The sequence below is a fragment of the Endozoicomonas sp. ALB115 genome (assembly GCF_049310245.1).
Classification (GTDB): Bacteria; Pseudomonadota; Gammaproteobacteria; order Pseudomonadales; family Endozoicomonadaceae; genus Endozoicomonas.
Genome location: NZ_JBLYZG010000011.1, coordinates 113898 through 130552 on the forward strand (window position 1 = coordinate 113898; position 16655 = coordinate 130552).

Consider the following 16655-nt stretch of genomic DNA (forward strand, 5'->3'; position numbering starts at 1 on the left):
ACAGCGTGATTGCTGAATTCAGCTCCAAGGTCTTATAAGTAGTTAACCAAATGAAATCATATATTTCTGACTAAGTTGTCAGTCACTCTGCGGCGTTGCAACTCCGGTCACATAGCTACGGCTATGCTCCCTACGTTGCGCCTTGCATAGCAACTGCCCACTTAGCCAGAAATATACGATTCCATTTGGCCAACTACTTAAAAGCAAATCAAATTTTATAGACCATATTTTTATAGCTGGCAAAACAGTCAATGCGGCTAAAGACTGAGTTCAAGTGCACCAAAAGAGTGAAACAAGCAAGAAAAATCCTTTTTCAGTGAGATCTTCATGAACATCCATCATAAATAAGTGCCAATTGCCGATAAAGTAAGCTAACTTAATTTAACCGTCTTCTTTTTGTTTGATCATTTTATCGGATCAAACAGTGTTGATTCGATTGTTCGGTTCCGGAAGATAAGCTGTCCTGCAGTTCCGATATTGTTGACCAGATACTCAGGCATCTTATGCGATATCTTCTCGTCTTGATCACTGCAATCCTGCAGATTTTTTTTTCCACCCTGTTTAATCAGTTAGCCAGCAAATTGCTTAGACCTCGTGGTCGAATCATCTCCAGAAAAGAGCGCATCAAGCGCAGCTGGGTCAGAACGATCTGGTTGGTAGCAGGCACTCTCATGCTATTTAATCCGGCACTCCCGGTGATTATGATTATTGCCTTACCCACTACTTTTCTGAGCTTTATGATTCTTGATGAAATGCGGTAATAAACTGCAAAAAAAAGGCTACCAACCGGTAGCCTCTCTGTTTATTGTTTGGCTTATGGCTGATTCACTTTCAGCCCGTCAGACCAGCGAATTAAACGTCGCCAAAATCATCCGCTTCCATGGCCATCAGATTGTCGGCACCAGACTCAATGCACGCCTTGTGCATCTGGGCTCTTGGTAACAGACGCTGGAAGTAGAACTGTGCAGTCTGGATTTTAGCCTTATAGAACCCTTCTTCAGTGGTACCATTCGCCAGGGCTTCTTTTGCCGTCAGTGCCATCCGGGCCCAGAAGTACGCCAGGCAGGCATAACCGGAGTACATCAGGTAGTCAACCGAGGCGGCACCAACTTCTTCCCGGTTCTGCATGGCCTTCATACCAATCTGCATGGTCAGGTCGCCCCACTCCTTATTCATGGCAGCCAGCGGCTTGATAAACTCCTGGAGTTCTTCATTGTCTGCCTGAGCCTGACAGAACTTATGAACCTGCTTGGTGAAGGGCTTCATGGTGGCACCCTGAGTCATCAGGACTTTACGACCCAGCAGGTCCAGCGCCTGAATACCCGTGGTTCCCTCATAGAGCATGGAGATACGGCAGTCACGAACATTCTGCTCCATCCCCCACTCACTGATAAAGCCATGCCCACCGTAACATTGCAGACCGTGGTTAGCGGCTTCAAACCCGGTCTCGGTCATGAACGCCTTAACAATAGGCGTCAGGAAACTCATTTCCAGGTCAGCCTGTTTCCGGACTTCTTCATCAGGACTCTTCACCAGGTCGGCCATTTGTGCCACGTAGTAAACCAGTGCCCGGTTACCTTCCGTCAGTGCCTTGATGGTCAACAGCATACGGCGAACATCCGGGTGAACAATGATCGGGTCGGCAGGCCCATCAGGGTTCTTCGGACCGGAAAGAGAACGCATCTGCAGACGGTCACGGGCATATCGAACAGCACCCTGATAAGCGATTTCTGCATGGGCAAGACCCTGAATACCGGTGCCGAGACGGGCAGAGTTCATAAAGGTGAACATATAGTTCAAACCTTTATTGGGCTCACCAATCAGATAACCGGTGGCTTCGTCAAAGTTCATCACACAGGTGGCGTTACCATGGATACCCATCTTATGCTCGATGGAACCACAGCTGACACCATTTGTTTCACCTGGAGTATCCGGGCGATGACGGGGAATAATAAACAGGGAGATACCTTTGGTGCCTTCAGGTGCCCCCGGCAGACGGGCAATAACGATATGAACAATATTCTCTGCCATATCGTGTTCCCCGGAAGAGATAAAGATTTTGGTGCCGGTAATACGATAAGTGCCGTCTTCCTGGGGTACGGCTTTGGTTTTCAGCATACCCAGATCAGTACCGCAGTGAGGCTCAGTCAGACACATCGTACCGGTCCACTCACCGGAAATCAGCCGGGTAAGGTACGTTTCTTTCTGCTCGTGGGTACCATGGGCTTCCAGAGTATTCATTGCGCCATGGCTCAGCCCGGGATACATCCCCCAGGACCAGTTGGATTCCCCCATCATTTCACTGAGCACCAGGCCCAGCGAAGCAGGGAGACCCTGGCCACCATGCTCAGCATCGCTGGACAGCGATGGCCAGCCACCTTCAACAAACTGTTGATAGGCGTCTTTAAATCCGGTGGGGGTTTTAACGCCTTCTGGTGTCCAGGTACAACCTTCTTCATCACCGACACGATTCAGCGGTGAAAGTACCTGTTCACAGAATTTGGCACCTTCCTCCAGGATGGCGTCCACCATATCCGGAGTGGCATCCTGACCTTGAGGGAGGTTTGCGTAATGTTCTTCATAGCCCAGAACTTCATTACGGACAAAGCGGATATCTCGCAGGGGGGCTTTATATTCTGGCATGATGCATCCTCGATATTCTTTTACTTATGGATAAAGATGAGTATAGCACGATTCAAACAACTGTTTGAAACTTACGTTTAGACAGAATAAATGTCAATACATGACAGCAAAAGTTATTACGAGTGAATTCAAGTCAATCAAGCCAATGGTGAAATATCCAGATACCCGGCAACCTGACTGGCACTGGTCTCCTCAAGAAAGGGCACCACACCAAGACAGGGTGCTGGAATCAGACTTTTCAGGGTGTCCAGATTGTCATCATAACGGCTCATATCAGGATCCACCTGATTCGCCACCCAGCCTGCCAGCCTGACACCATCACGGAGAATGGCTTCAACGGTAAGCAAGGCATGGCTGATACAGCCCAGTTTCATGCCAACCACCAGAATAGCAGGAGTATTCAACGCTTTTGCCAGTCCGCTGATCATCTCCCGTGAGTTCAGGGGGACCCGCCAGCCACCAGCGCCTTCGATAAGAGCCAGATCATTTTTTTGCATCAAGGCTCCGCGGCTGTAGCCCACAAGTCGATCCAGGGTCATACGCACACCGGCTTCCTGTGCCGCAATATGGGGGGCAATGGCAGGTGCCAGAGCCAGGGGGTTTATCTGTTCGTAAGGTAGAACAAGCGTCATGGCTTCCATCAATGCCAATGCATCGTCATTTCTCAGGCCGTTTTCAGTGTGCTGACATCCTGCAGACACCGGTTTTAAGGCCAGCGTCGTTAACCCTGTTAAGCGCGCTGCCTCAAGCAGTCCACAGGTGACGACGGTTTTCCCGGCATCCGTATCCGTACCGGTGACAAAATAAGTTTTTCCCATTTTCTACTCTTCACACACTGGCTTCTGCAAGACGCCGTAAAGGACCTGATAGGTCAAAGGCAATCCTTCAGGCTGTCGTATTTGTTCATAAGCCTGTTGCAAGGCTTCAAGCTTCCGTCGGGTCACCAGGCCACCTTTATCCGCCAATACGGTGTTTACCCCCAGAGCCTTTAAACTGCGCAACAGGGAGATCACATCGGGATAGAACAGTGTTTCAGGCTTCAGTGAGAACGCCTGGCAAACCAGATCACTGGCGTTCATACGCTGTTTCTGAGTATCAAAACTGTCAAAGCGGTTAACCCGATTATTTTCCCCCACCAGACACCATGCATTATCCAGCTCTGCCAAGCTGCCTTCAGCCAGGGTAGAAAAGACAAAAGTCCCACCAGGCTTCAGTACTCTGCTCACCTCACCAAGCACCTGCTCGAAGTCGCACCATTGAATAGCCAGGCTGGAATAGATCAGATCCACAGCACCGGACTGCAAGGGCATGGACTCAATATCACCAGAGCACCAGTCAACCCGGGGATGGCTGGTATTGTGCCGGGCAAATTGCAGCATCCCCATGGCCAGGTCCATACCGATGACCACGGCATTGTCATATCGTTCAGCCAGCGTCATTGTGTGCAAACCGGTTCCGGTACCCAGGTCAAGAATACGGTGGGAGTGTAATGCTTTTGAGCCTGGCTGCTCTGAGCTGAGTCGGGCCGGTAAGCCCTGCATTGTCCGGGCAGCGACCCGCTTCTGTAATATGGCCGCCTGATCATAACTGTCAGCAGCCCGACTGAAGTTTTCAGCGATACGCTGCTTTACCCGAGCGTTTGCCCGGTCTGTTGTCACGCTAATAGCAGAGGAGGCAGGCCGAAGATCTGCCAGGCCACCGGCAACCTCATTATGGACAGGGATCGAACTCATGTTCCGACATCCCCGCTGGACAGCCGCCGCACCTCACTGATAACCGGCTCGGGGTCATCCATAAAGAAACAATGCCCTCCATCAAGCACCTGAACCCGATGCTTGGCAAACGCCTGCTCAATGGCATCAGCTGCCTCCACCGGAACAAGGGCATCGTCTTTACCAAACAGATGAGTCACCGGGCAGCGAATATCACCAAATACGGAACGAAGATCACTCTTGCCCAGTATGCCCAGCAGGCTTAGCAGGGTGCTGTCTTCGGCCTGATGATCAAGGTCAGCATCAGACAGTAGTGCCTGCAGGGCTTTCGATAGCTCTTTCCGCCGTGGACTGCCGGAGCTGCACAGCAGAACAAACTGTTGCAGCGTCTTGTCACGGGACTGGGACATGCCTTGATAAAAACTGGCAAACAGCGTCGGATCCATTGCCTGCTGCCAGCTGTCATTCTGCACAAAACAGACATTCGCCCCCAGGTTAACGACAGCGGCCACATTATCCGGATACCGGCTGGCATACAGCGTTGCCAGCATTCCGCCTAGCGACCATCCCACCAGCACCGCAGGCTTCTCAAACAGCTGGTGATCCAGATACGTCAGCAATGAGTTCCAGTCATGACTTGTTTTGTACGCTTGTGACTCACGCACCAGGCCAGGCAACTCGACAATGGAAACCCGGCGATGGTCAACATCCAGGGCGTCCGCCAGTGACGCCATGGCACCGGCTGGCATGGCCCAGCCACTGATTAAAACGATCGGGTATTTACTCATCAGGACAACACTCCTGTCATCGATAACGATGCGGTGGCAGGTTGATCAGAAACGTCTGCAACACCTGTCGACTGTGCAGCCATTTTAAGCGCATCCAACAGGCGATCAACATGATGTAACTCATGGGATGCACTGAAGGTAATACGTAATCGGGAAGATCCTTCAGGCACCGTCGGAGGACGGATTGCCGTGACCAGTATCCCCTGCTCAGACAACCGGCGGCTTATGGCCACCGCCCGTCTTGCACAACCAACCAGCAACGGTTGTATCGGTGTTGATGACGGCATCAGAGGCAACCCCAGCTGCTCACAACCGGACCTGAAATAGTGAACCAGTGTCTGCAAATGTTCCCTGCGCCACTGTTGTTCCCGTAGCAGCTTCAGGCTGGTCAGGGTCGCCGACGCCACCGCCGGTGGCATGGACGTGGTATAGATATAAGTCCGGGCAAATTGAATAAGCGTCTCAATCAAAGCGTCACTGCCCGCCACAAATGCACCATAAGTTCCAAACGCTTTGCCCAATGTCCCCACCAGCACCGGCAGATGTTTCTGGTTCAAGCCATAGGCCTCGGCAACACCACCGCCATTTGCTCCCAGGCAACCAAAACCGTGGGCATCGTCCACCATCAGCCAGGCCTGGTGTTGCTCAGCAAGATCCGACAGCGCCTTTACCGGCGCAACATCGCCATCCATGCTGAACACGCCATCCGTTACGATCAATTTGCGTCGGGCACGGGTTTTCTGAAGTCGGTTAGTGAGGTTATCCACATCATTATGCAGGTAACGCTGGAACCGGGCACCAGACAACCGTCCGGCATCCAGTAATGAGGCATGGTTCAGGCGATCCTGAAACACCGCATCCTGCCTGCCCAACAAGGCACTGATCACGCCCAGGTTAGCCATATAGCCATTGGCAAACAGCAGCACACGCTCTCTGCCGGTAAATTCCGCAAGCGCTTCTTCCAGCTGATGATGTGCCCGGCTGTGCCCCACCACCAGATGGGAAGCACCGCCACCCAGCCCATAGTGATCCGTTGCCTGTCGAAAGCTTGCGATAACATCGGGATGGTTTGCCAGGCCGAGGTAATCATTGCTGCAGAAGGCAAGACAGTGCTGGCCATTGATAATGACCTCAGGCTCCTGGGGCGAGTCCAGGGTTTGACGACGGCGATAGAGGCCAGCGGCATGGCGGGCCTCAAGCTCCTGTTCCAGATTGAAGCTCATCAGCCATGACCAGCCATGTTTCGATCCGACTGGCTGGCCATGGCATCGTAGTAATGCTCATTGCTTTTTTCAGCGTCGTACATTGCTTTAATCGGGCACTGCTCAGGAGGCTGTACCGCGGATTGCTCACCCCAATCATGCCCTTTATTGATGCCGAGCTTGGCAAACAGCTGCCGGTCCTTATTCGCCTCAGGGTTCGCGGTGGTCAGCAGTTTATCACCAAGGAAAATTGAGTTGGCTCCCGCCAGAAAGGCCAACGCCTGAAGCTCATCACTCATCTGCTCACGCCCGGCCGACAGACGAATGTTGGACGCTGGCATCATAATTTTGGCCACGGCGATGGTACGGACAAAATCAATACCATCCACCGCCTCAGCGTCTGCCAATGGCGTGCCAGCGACTTTCACCAGCATATTGATAGGCACACTCTCCGGATGCTTCGGCATATTGGCCAGCTGAACCAGCATCCCGGCACGATCGCGCTCGTTTTCACCCAGACCCACAATGCCACCACTGCAGACATTCATCCCCGCCTCCCGGACAAACGCCAGAGTGTTCAGCCGGTCAGCATAAGTTCGGGTGGTAATGATGTTGCCATAGAACTCTGGCGAGGTATCCAGATTGTGGTTGTAGTAATCCAGTCCTGCCCCGGCCAGCTCCGTAGCCTGATCCTCACTCAGCATGCCCAGGGTCATGCAGGACTCAAGACCCAGTGCTTTCACCCCCTTAATCATTTCAATAATGTAAGGCATGTCCCTGGCGGGAGGATTTTTCCAGGCCGCCCCCATGCAGAAGCGGGTAGCACCGGAAGCCTTGGCGCTTCTGGCCTCCTCCAGTACCTTCTGCACCTCCATCAATTTTTCTTTTTCCAGACCGGTATTGTAGTGACCACTCTGGGGGCAATACTTGCAGTCCTCCGGACAGGCACCCGTCTTGATCGACAGTAATGTGCTAACTTGCACCTGGTTTGGATCAAAATGTTCTCTGTGAGCCAGCTGGGCCTGAAAGATCAGATCATTGAACGGCTGTTGGAAAAGTGCCTCTACTTCTGACAGCGTCCAGTCATGACGAACGACACTGTGGCCAAAAGAGCTGGAGGAATTTTCTGCTGGAGCTGAACTGGTATTGGACATGACATCCTCTGGGGGAGGGAACACCGATCACGGAAGGGAAGAAAACCCTTGTTAACGGAGACCTGGGATTCATTGTTTGAGTTAACAACCATGAAAATGAAATTACCAATCACTAGAACGACATTTTCACAATAAAGATGCAAAAGATGATAACGGAATTACTGCCACCGTCAATCTATGAAATTATTTAAGGTTTACAACTGGTCTAATTTTAAACAACAAGTACAGATCAAATGCATTCTTTGCCGGGGCCATACCACACTTGCCCAACCGCTTTGCCGATTATGCCTGGCAACATGCCCGGTTCCATTGTGCTTTTGCTCATGCTGCGGCTTGCCCATTCAAGACAGTGACACGGGCATTTGTGGCCAGTGCCTGAAGCAACCGCCCTTATTTGACCACTGTCTTTCACCATTTCTGTACCAGTTTCCCGTCAACCGGATATTACAAATGGTGAAATACCAGTCCAGGCTGGAACTGATAAAGCCAATGGCCGCATCACTGGCTGAATGGTTGCTGGACTATTACCTTGATGATCAGTGGCCGGAAATCATATTGCCGGTACCACTGCACCGCAAACGGTTGCGGGAAAGAGGTTATGACCAGACGCTCCTGCTGACCAAAGCCCTGAAGAAGCTGCTCAGTGTCAGAGAGCTGGACATTGAACAACAGTTGATCAAAAGAACCATCCACTCAGTGCCGCAGCAAAGCCTGGATGCCACCGCCCGACAAAAAAACATTCGCAACGCATTCACTTTAAACGGCACACCGCCGTGGCACCACGTTGCCCTAGTGGACGATGTGGTAACCACGGGTGCCACCGTCAATGAAATCACCCGACTATTGAAAAAAAGTGGTGTTAAACGCGTGGATATATGGAGTGTTGCCAGAACACCGGAGAGCTGATGATTATTGAAGCTGCTCCCGGACAGCCTCCAGGAACTGCATTCAGGGTAATTATCCACATTAATTTCAAAGCAGAATTCCACCCGGCGTCAGTGGCCAGTCTTTACTATTGGTTATAGAATCCCCTCCACAGAACTCAGACTCCTTCGGAGGCCCGCATGAACACGCCTACTCAACATCCATACGACCAGCTGACGCCTGACCGGGCACTGGACGCCGTTGAGAGCGCAGGATTTCTGAGCGATGCCCGCATTATGGCCCTGAACAGCTATGAAAACCGGGTTTACCAGGTCGGCATTGAGGACAGTGAACCCCTGATTGCAAAATTCTACCGCCCCGAACGCTGGTCAAAAGATCAGATTCAGGAGGAACATCAGTTCACCCTGGATCTCCAAGCGATGGAATTACCGGTGGTCGCCCCGATGGCTGACGAAAAAGGCAACACACTGCATGAGTTTGAAGGCTTTCTGTTTGCCCTGTTTCCCCGTCAGGGCGGCCATGCACCGGAACTGGATAATCTGGATAACCTGCTGACCCTTGGCCGCACCCTGGGACGCATGCACAAGCTGGGATCAGCCAGCGACTTCCAACACCGCCCGGCGATCAGCTTGCAGCGATACGGCATCGATAATGTTGAATACCTGCTGGCAAACGACTTTATTCCCGCTTCTCTTCTGGAAGCCTACCAGACCCTGACCCGGGACCTGCTCCATCGCCTGGAACTGATGACGCAACAGCATACGTGGCAATCCATTCGGGTCCACGGTGATTGCCACAGCGGCAATATTCTCTGGCGGAATGAGGCACCACACTTTGTTGACTTTGACGATACCTGTATGGCTCCGGCGATTCAGGATCTGTGGATGCTGTTATCCGGAGACCGCCAAGAGCAGACCCTGCAAATGGCCGAGATTCTGGAAGGTTACACAGAGTTTATGGATTTCAGCCCTTCTGAGCTGAACCTGGTGGAATATTTTCGTACCCTGCGACTGATCAATTACAGCGGCTGGCTGGCCAAGCGCTGGGATGATCCCGCCTTTCCCATGGCATTCACCTGGTTTAATACCGAACGGTACTGGGCAGAGCATATTCTGGAATTGCGGGAACAACTGGCAGCCCTGGACGAGCCACCACTGTCCGTCTTTGGACAGGTTTAGGAATTGTCCCGAAATAATTTCGGCATTTTAAACTCGATCTCCGTTCATCCTGAGTGCTGAGCTTGTCGAAGCATCGAAGGGTGATTGGCACAATGCATGAGGCCGGAGTTCACGCCCTTCGACAGGCTCAGGACGAACGCAGTTTTGAAGCTCAGCAATGTGCACATTATTCCGGGACAATTCCTCAGGGTTATCACACAGCACACCAGGGAGACTGTTTTCTTCCTTCGTGCTCTTTGTGCCTTTGTGGTTAAAACATCAGTCTTCCTCAAACCGGTAAGCATCCGGTGCCAGGTTCTCAAAGCGGGTGAACTGGCCAATAAACGCCAGTCGGCAAGTACCGATGGGACCATTACGCTGCTTACCGATAATGATTTCAGCAACCCCTTTGTACTCGGTATCCGGGTTATACACCTCGTCCCGGTAGATAAACATGATCACGTCGGCGTCCTGCTCGATGGCGCCGGATTCACGCAGGTCGGAGTTGACCGGGCGCTTATTGGGTCGCTGCTCAAGAGAACGGTTCAACTGCGACAGGGCAATAACAGGAACATTGAACTCCTTGGCAATGGCTTTCAACGATCGGGAGATTTCCGAAATCTCGTTGGTTCGCCCCTCACCAAAACCGGGAATCTGCATCAACTGCAGGTAGTCAATCATGATCAGGCCCAGGTCACCGTGTTCCCGCACCACCCGGCGAACCCGTGAGCGCATTTCCGAGGGGCTGATCCCCGCCGTATCATCAATAAACAACTTCTTGTCTTTAATGCGCTCAACCGCTGACAACAGTTTTGGCCAGTCTTCTTCTTCCAGCTGTCCACTTCTTACCTTGGACTGGTTGATCCTGCCCAGAGAAGAGAGCATACGCATCATCAGCTGCTCACTTGGCATCTCCAGGCTGAATACCATGACGCCCTTCTCACTGTTCAGCAGGGCGTTTTCCACCAGGTTCATGGCAAACGTGGTCTTACCCATGGAGGGACGGGCAGCCACAATCACCATATCAGAAGGCTGGAGACCAGAGGTCATCTCATCCAGATCCTTAAAGCCGGTGGTGGTACCGGTAATGGCGTTACCGGCATTAAACATCTCATCAATTTTCTTGACGGTGTTTTCAAGAATCTCCCGCACCCCCATCGGGCCACCGGTGTTCGGGCGCTCTTCGGCAATATTGAACACCAGCCGTTCGGCTTCATCGAGAATCGCCTGACTGTCTTTCCCTTCGGGATTATAGGCACTGTCCGCAATCTTCTGGCCGGTATTGATCAACTTACGCAGTACGGAACGCTCAAAGATAATCTCCGCGTAGGCACGAATATTCGCCACACTGGGCACACTGCCCGCCAGCTCCGCCAGATAAACCAGCCCGCCCACTTCATCCAGCTCACCCCGGTTTTCCAGAATCTCGGCAACCGTCAGAGGGTCAAAAGGCTTGCTCTCATTGCTCAGTGTACTGATGGATGCATAGATTCGCCGGTGCCCCGGATTGTAGAAGTCATCCGACGTCAGCTTATCCACCACCCGGTCCAGGGCCTGGTTATCCAGCATCAGCCCGCCGAGTACGGACTGCTCCGCTTCGATGGAGTGAGGGGGTGTTTTAATGGCAACCGTGGCTTCATCGATGGGAAGCTCCAGCTCACGGGGACGTACATCCAGCATAGTGACGATCTGAGAAAAAAGATTAAATGATGATACGAATTCAGGAGGTAAAAATACAGCGACATTATCTTTTATGATCCTGTTCTTAAAATTTACTTACGTACTAATTCCCAGCCTGTCTGAAATCCCAGCTTAAGAACCCGACGGAAGTGATCTTTGCCAAAACACTCCTCGATAAGATAAGACTTACCCACCTGGCACCATCCAGCAGTAGCAGAGGTTTCCGCTTTTGCTGCTTTTTCCAGTTCAATGAAAGCCTGTCAAACGTTGATGTGAAGCATGTTTTTCAAATACACACTCCATATAATGTGAAACTCTTGTCATAGAATGGAAGCAGGCGTGTCTTTCTACAACTATTGGGGCAAAGCAGGTAATCAATCGGAAAATGATAATGCTGGTTATCATTTGCTGGCCTATCACTGTCTGGATGTTGCTGCGGTTGGCCGTTTGCTACTGGATCCAGAGAAAACGCTATGCCAATCACTGGCCAGGCGACTGGAAGTAGAGCCAGGCTGGTTACAGCGATGGTTCACATTTTGTCTGATGTTGCATGATGTCGGTAAATTTGCCCGCAGCTTTCAGAATAAAGTGACAGGACTTTCTTCAGAACTGGTGTCTGAAGTTACAGGTTTAAAAGATATTCGTCATGATTCTCTGGGCTTTGCGCTCTGGGCAAAGGAGTTGAGTCAACAGATACCTGACATTGTTCCACCCGGAAAAACGCAACGTTTAGTGCACCCCTGGCTGGAAATTGTTTGCGGTCATCATGGTAAACCACCACAGGGAGTGGGAGCAGTTAAGACGGCTCTTGTTCCTGAGGAAGATATTCCAGCTGCAGAAGCTTTTTTGAGAGAGATCGCCAAACACTGGTTGCCTGATCTGACACCACTGAGCTCTATCAATAAAAAAAGGTTTAAGAACACTTCATGGCAATTGGCAGGTATCGCCGTTTTGGCTGACTGGCTTGGTTCTGACCAGAGCATTTTTCAATATAAAAGTGACATCCAGCCTTTGCCCGGATACTGGGAACAAACAGCACTTTTAAAGGCTAAAGAAGTTTTGTCAAAGAGCGAGTTTGAACCTAAAACAATCAACCCATTCTCGTCTATTAAAGATCAGTTCGATTTTATTCTACAGCCCACACCCCTGCAGCAGTTTGCTCAAACCATTGATATTCCCCAGAGCCCACAGCTATTTATTCTGGAAGATGTGACCGGAGCAGGAAAAACCGAAGCAGCCATGGTATTGGTGCATCGGTTGTTGAGCCAGGGATTGGCAGAAGGGCTGTATGTTGGTTTGCCAACGATGGCGACAGCTAATGGCATGTATAACCGGTTAAAAGACAGTTATCGCTCTTTGTTTCAGGAAAAACCCAAACCTTCTCTGGTATTGGCTCACGGAGCCAGTCAGTTGTCAGAGCATTTTCAGGAATCGATTCAGCTGGTAGAGCAGGAGAATGACCAACGTTATGCTGTGGATGATCAGAGTGCCAGTGCCTATTGCAACCAATGGCTGGCAGATAGTCGTAAGAAAGCATTATTAGCGGATGTTGGTGTTGGAACCATTGATCAGGTTTTGCTTGCCGTATTACCTGCACGACATCAGTCGCTCAGAATGCTGGGATTAGAAGGTAAAGTGCTGCTTCTTGATGAAGTACATGCCTACGACTCCTATATGCGAGAATTACTGGCTGCATTGCTGCAAGCTCATGCCTCTCAGGGTGGTAGCGTTATTTTACTGTCGGCTACATTACCCCATCAATTTCGCAAGGAACTACTGGATGCTTATCTCAAAGGGCGGGGGCTGGAGCTGCAAAGTCTGCCTGCTACTAAAGATTACCCGTTAGTCAGTCAGGCATGTGATCAGGGGTTTGCTGAAAAACAACTTCCCACTCGTGACAGTGTTAAACGACAAGTTAAGGTTAAAAGCCTGAATGATCCTGCTCAAGCCATTGACTTAATTATCAGGTCTGTCGAACAAGGCTGCTGTATTTGCTGGATTCGCAATACCATCAAGGATGCCAGGTCGGCATGGCAGCAGCTTCAGGATGACTCCCGAATCGACTCTGCCAAACTCACTCTGTTCCATAGTCGTTTTTCCATGATTGACCGGCAAACAATTGAAGAGGATGTATTAAACAGGTTTGGCAAAAAATCTGGCTCAGAACAAAGAACCGGTCAGATATTAATTGCCACTCAGGTAGTAGAGCAAAGCCTGGATCTGGATTTTGATATGATGATTTCGGATCTAGCTCCTATGGATTTGCTGATTCAGCGGGCAGGCCGACTTCAGCGCCATAATAGGGATGTTGCAGGCAATCCACTGAACAATGACCAGCCAGATCAGCGTTTAACCCCTTGCTTTTATCTTCTTACGCCTGACCCGCAACAAGTTCATAGCGACCAGTGGCTCAGGTCAATATTGCCCGGAACTCAGGGGGTTTATTCCCATGTAGGGCAGTTGTGGTTGACTGCCCGGCTGTTATTGGAAAAACAGGGGTTTGCCATGCCAGAAGACGCCCGGGATTTAATTGAGGGGGTTTATGGTGTCAAAGCGCAAACAGAGATTCCCGAGCAACTGCAACAAGCCAGCGATGATGCCCTTGCCAAAGATAATGCCCGTAAAAATATGGGCGAATTTAATTGCCTGAAGCTTGAGGCAGGCTACAGCTGGAAAAGTGGTGGCCCAGCCAATGGTTGGGATGAAGACACCCATATACCTACCCGGCTTAATGCAGTCGAAACCGAAGCAATCGTACTGGCCGTGCCTGATGGCGATGGGCATTTACAGCCTTTGGCAAATAGCGGCAACCCAAAGCATTTTTGGCGATTGAGTCAGCTTCAGTTGCCTATTCATGAGTGGGAGAAAGCCAACCTGCTCATTCCAGATTGCTGGTCAGAGGAAATAGAACGAATAAAACAAAAGTACTCTTGCTTAAAGTACGTTCAAATATTGCCACTTGTGGCTGAAACAGAACATCTGTATCAGGCACAATGTGGGTGGGATCTGGATAGAAAACCCTGCTGAGGCAGGGAACTGAAACTTGTCTCTTTATTCTTGAGGGTTTACAAAGGCTTTTAAAATGAATCTAGTTACAGATAGATGGCTGCCTGTTACTCGGCAAGACGGCAGTCAGTGTAAAATTGCCCCCTGGCAAATTGCCGAAACTGATAATCCGGTGGTTGAAGTCAACGCTCCACGAACTGATTTCCAGGGAGCATTGTACCAATTCTTGATTGGTCTGTTACAAACCACCTTTGCCCCGGAGGATGATGAACAGTGGTTTGAGTTTTGGGAAGAGTTACCCTCCGAACCCAGCTTGCAGCAAGCCTTTATTTCTGTTCAATCAGCGTTTGAACTGGTCAGTGACGGCCCTGCATTTTTGCAAGACTTTGATCTGCCAGAAGCTGAACGAAAATCGATGTCTGCCCTGTTAATTGAAGCGCCAGGCGGTAAGACCCTCAAAGACAATCTTGATCATTTTATCAAAGGCGATACGGTCACTAGGGTGTGCGAAAGTTGCACAGCAACAGCATTGTTTGCTTTGCAAACAAACGCTCCTTCCGGAGGGGTTGGACATCGAGTTGGTTTAAGAGGTGGTGGGCCTTTAACTACACTGGTTTTGCCAGAAGCACCTACAGCAAGCCTGTGGCATAAACTTTGGCTGAATGTGTTAACCCGAGAAGACTATGAACCTGAGAGTCAAAATTTAGCTGACATCTTTCCCTGGCTCGAAAATACTCGTCTGTCCGAGAAATCGGGCCAAAGCACCCAGCCCGGTGATATTCACCCACTGCAAATGTATTGGGGAATGCCGCGAAGAATCCGCTTAATAAACAATAAAACCACAGGCAACTGCAGTTTATGTGGCGCTCAGGATGAGGCGTTATTCAACGCTTTCATGACTAAAAACTATGGCGTGAACTATGAAGGCCCCTGGCTACACCCTTTAACCCCTTACCGCAAAGATCCTAAAAACAAAAAGCCACCACTTAGCCTGAAAGGTCAGCAAGGTGGGTTGGGTTATCGTCATTGGTTAGGTTTATGCCTGACAGATGCCATTAATGGCGATGGTGCGGCGGAAGTGGTTCAGCGCTGGCAGGAAAGAGTGAACTATTTCCCGGAAATTGCAGAGGCTGGCATGAGGCTATGGTGTTTTGGCTTTGATATGGACAACATGAAAGCTCGCTGCTGGTACGAACATCAAATGCCTCTGATTAAAGTGGATGCAAATTACCGTGAGACCTTTATCGATTTGGTCAGCCAGTTGCTGACTGCGGCTAAGGATACTGTTTATGTATTAAGGACGCAGATAAAAGCAGCCTGGTTCAGTCGACCCAAAGATGCCAAAGGCGACATCAGCATGATTGATCAGACTTTCTGGCAAAAAACAGAAAGCGCATTTTACCGGCACCTGAATACACTGGCGATTTTGCCTGAGAGTACCTCTGTTTTACCAGCAAAGCTGGCTAAGCAATGGGTGGAGCTTCTAAGAAAAACGGCAACAGACCAGTTTGACTTCTGGGTGCTGGAAGGTGATATCGAAGACCGGGATATGAAAAGGATTATTGACAGTCGCAGGTTGCTGTCCAGCAAGCTGAAAACGCTCAAATCATTAAAACCTTTATGGCAACTTGCCAGTACTTGTGAAGAAGAACAGGCCAAACCGGAGGTAGCCTGATGAAAGACTATCGCAAACTCAGAGAGCAAGACCAGCCAGCCCTTTTGTCCTGGTGGGAGTCTCTGCAAAACGATCCGGGTGAACGGGCTCAACTGCGCAGAGTTTCCTGCAGTGATGATATTTTGCTCAGCTCAGCCTTTGCCCGGTTTTTACGACAAATGCCCGGTTATTGGGGAGTGAGGCCCGGCGAACGGGGAATTGGTTTAGCCGATGCCGCCATGGTAGCGGCTGTATTGGCAAGGGTTAAAGAACATAACAAAAGTCACCGTTTTGCTACCAGTCTCGCATTGCCAAAAGAGAAAGGCGGCAAAGCTGCAATGAGCGAATTGCGTTTTCAGCAGCTACAAAAAAGCCGTACTGAGCAAGAGTTCTTTACCCGAATTTGTCGGGCAGTGAATCTGCTCGAAGGCAAAGTCAACCTACTGTCACTGGCCGACAGCATTTTACACTGGCTGAACGAGTTTCGGTTTGCGCCAGCATCCCGCCCTCAAGACCGGTTAGCGGTGCTATGGGCTTCTGAATACTACGCCGTATTTAAAGACTGATTTTTTCTGTAAGGAGATAAACAAATGAACCGCTTTCTGCAACTGCACCTGCTGACTTCTTACCCTCCCGCGAACCTGAACCGGGATGATCTGGGACGACCCAAAACGGCCAAAATGAGCTATGTTGCGTTTAAGGGTTGAAGTGAAGAAATTCTAAAATTTTGTTGCCCAGTCGATCAGATGTTAGAGCATTGATGCCAGTTAAAGC

14 protein-coding genes are annotated in these 16655 nt (G+C 50.4%); 7 read left to right on the forward strand and 7 right to left on the reverse strand.

What is annotated here, in order from left to right; genetic code table 11:
• The first annotated feature begins 503 nt into the window (after positions 1-503).
• Positions 504-761, forward strand: coding sequence for a hypothetical protein (locus ACO6VE_RS07630; protein WP_422449912.1), 258 nt, complete (start codon positions 504-506; stop codon positions 759-761).
• A gap of 91 nt (positions 762-852) precedes the next feature.
• Here ACO6VE_RS07630 and ACO6VE_RS07635 read toward each other — a convergent pair whose 3' ends face one another.
• From ACO6VE_RS07635 to bioB, 6 genes are all read right to left on the reverse strand, one after another.
• Positions 853-2643, reverse strand: a complete 1791-nt coding sequence (locus ACO6VE_RS07635; protein WP_422460652.1) for an acyl-CoA dehydrogenase C-terminal domain-containing protein — start codon at positions 2641-2643, stop codon at positions 853-855.
• Positions 2644-2780: 137 nt separating this feature from the next.
• On the reverse strand, positions 2781-3461 hold the full coding sequence (bioD, locus tag ACO6VE_RS07640; RefSeq protein WP_422460654.1) for a dethiobiotin synthase: 681 nt from the start codon (positions 3459-3461) through the stop codon (positions 2781-2783).
• A gap of 3 nt (positions 3462-3464) precedes the next feature.
• Positions 3465-4376 carry a malonyl-ACP O-methyltransferase BioC gene (gene bioC, locus ACO6VE_RS07645; protein WP_422460656.1) on the reverse strand — a complete coding sequence of 304 codons (912 nt, stop codon included), beginning with the start codon at positions 4374-4376 and terminating at the stop codon, positions 3465-3467.
• On the reverse strand, positions 4373-5143 hold the full coding sequence (locus ACO6VE_RS07650) for an alpha/beta fold hydrolase (protein WP_422460658.1): 771 nt from the start codon (positions 5141-5143) through the stop codon (positions 4373-4375). The genes bioC and ACO6VE_RS07650 overlap by 4 nt, the downstream gene beginning before the upstream one ends.
• On the reverse strand, positions 5143-6366 hold the full coding sequence (bioF, locus tag ACO6VE_RS07655) for an 8-amino-7-oxononanoate synthase (protein WP_422460660.1): 1224 nt from the start codon (positions 6364-6366) through the stop codon (positions 5143-5145). Before bioF ends, ACO6VE_RS07650 begins: the two co-directional genes overlap by 1 nt.
• The gene (gene bioB, locus ACO6VE_RS07660) at positions 6366-7499 is read right to left on the reverse strand and encodes a biotin synthase BioB (protein ID WP_422460662.1); all 1134 of its coding nucleotides are present in this window, start codon (positions 7497-7499) and stop codon (positions 6366-6368) included. The genes bioF and bioB overlap by 1 nt, the downstream gene beginning before the upstream one ends.
• Before the next feature lie 450 nt (positions 7500-7949).
• Here bioB and ACO6VE_RS07665 point away from each other — a divergent pair, with 450 nt between their 5' ends.
• Together ACO6VE_RS07665 and ACO6VE_RS07670 are read left to right on the forward strand one after the other, a co-directional pair.
• Positions 7950-8405 (forward strand): ComF family protein, encoded by a 456-nt coding sequence (locus tag ACO6VE_RS07665; protein WP_422460664.1) that lies wholly within the window; start codon positions 7950-7952, stop codon positions 8403-8405.
• A gap of 158 nt (positions 8406-8563) precedes the next feature.
• Positions 8564-9562: a serine/threonine protein kinase gene (locus ACO6VE_RS07670; RefSeq protein WP_422460666.1), complete on the forward strand. Its 999-nt coding sequence runs from the start codon at positions 8564-8566 to the stop codon at positions 9560-9562.
• A 258-nt stretch (positions 9563-9820) separates the two neighbouring features.
• Here the strand turns inward: ACO6VE_RS07670 and dnaB are convergent, their stop codons facing one another.
• Positions 9821-11221, reverse strand: coding sequence for a replicative DNA helicase (gene dnaB / locus ACO6VE_RS07675; RefSeq protein ID WP_422449903.1), 1401 nt, complete (start codon positions 11219-11221; stop codon positions 9821-9823).
• 339 nt (positions 11222-11560) lie between these two features.
• On the opposite strand from dnaB, the gene cas3 reads away from it, so the two are divergent.
• From cas3 to ACO6VE_RS07695, 4 genes are read left to right on the forward strand one after another with little or no spacing between them, the layout of a single operon-like run.
• A complete protein-coding gene (gene cas3 / locus ACO6VE_RS07680; RefSeq protein WP_422460668.1) occupies positions 11561-14248 on the forward strand; it encodes a CRISPR-associated helicase Cas3' in 2688 nt (895 codons plus the stop codon).
• Between the two features lie 55 nt (positions 14249-14303).
• Positions 14304-15902, forward strand: a complete 1599-nt coding sequence (gene casA, locus ACO6VE_RS07685; protein ID WP_422460669.1) for a type I-E CRISPR-associated protein Cse1/CasA — start codon at positions 14304-14306, stop codon at positions 15900-15902.
• Positions 15902-16447, forward strand: a complete 546-nt coding sequence (casB, locus tag ACO6VE_RS07690; protein WP_422460671.1) for a type I-E CRISPR-associated protein Cse2/CasB — start codon at positions 15902-15904, stop codon at positions 16445-16447. Before casA ends, casB begins: the two co-directional genes overlap by 1 nt.
• 24 nt (positions 16448-16471) lie before the next feature.
• Positions 16472-16588, forward strand: a complete 117-nt coding sequence (locus ACO6VE_RS07695) for a type I-E CRISPR-associated protein Cas7/Cse4/CasC (protein ID WP_422460673.1) — start codon at positions 16472-16474, stop codon at positions 16586-16588.
• Positions 16589-16655: the final 67 nt, after the last annotated feature.

What these genes read in the sequence shown, in the direction of transcription:
- ACO6VE_RS07630 (WP_422449912.1), top strand. Translation starts at nt 504, where the DNA reads ATGCGATATCTTCTCGTCTTGATCACTGCAATCCTGCAGATTTTTTTT.
- ACO6VE_RS07635 (WP_422460652.1), bottom strand. Translation starts at nt 2,643, where the DNA reads ATGCCAGAATATAAAGCCCCCCTGCGAGATATCCGCTTTGTCCGTAAT.
- bioD (WP_422460654.1), bottom strand. Translation starts at nt 3,461, where the DNA reads ATGGGAAAAACTTATTTTGTCACCGGTACGGATACGGATGCCGGGAAA.
- bioC (WP_422460656.1), bottom strand. Translation starts at nt 4,376, where the DNA reads ATGAGTTCGATCCCTGTCCATAATGAGGTTGCCGGTGGCCTGGCAGAT.
- ACO6VE_RS07650 (WP_422460658.1), bottom strand. Translation starts at nt 5,143, where the DNA reads ATGAGTAAATACCCGATCGTTTTAATCAGTGGCTGGGCCATGCCAGCC.
- bioF (WP_422460660.1), bottom strand. Translation starts at nt 6,366, where the DNA reads ATGAGCTTCAATCTGGAACAGGAGCTTGAGGCCCGCCATGCCGCTGGC.
- bioB (WP_422460662.1), bottom strand. Translation starts at nt 7,499, where the DNA reads ATGTCCAATACCAGTTCAGCTCCAGCAGAAAATTCCTCCAGCTCTTTT.
- ACO6VE_RS07665 (WP_422460664.1), top strand. Translation starts at nt 7,950, where the DNA reads ATGGTGAAATACCAGTCCAGGCTGGAACTGATAAAGCCAATGGCCGCA.
- ACO6VE_RS07670 (WP_422460666.1), top strand. Translation starts at nt 8,564, where the DNA reads ATGAACACGCCTACTCAACATCCATACGACCAGCTGACGCCTGACCGG.
- dnaB (WP_422449903.1), bottom strand. Translation starts at nt 11,221, where the DNA reads ATGCTGGATGTACGTCCCCGTGAGCTGGAGCTTCCCATCGATGAAGCC.
- casA (WP_422460669.1), top strand. Translation starts at nt 14,304, where the DNA reads ATGAATCTAGTTACAGATAGATGGCTGCCTGTTACTCGGCAAGACGGC.
- casB (WP_422460671.1), top strand. Translation starts at nt 15,902, where the DNA reads ATGAAAGACTATCGCAAACTCAGAGAGCAAGACCAGCCAGCCCTTTTG.
- ACO6VE_RS07695 (WP_422460673.1), top strand. Translation starts at nt 16,472, where the DNA reads ATGAACCGCTTTCTGCAACTGCACCTGCTGACTTCTTACCCTCCCGCG.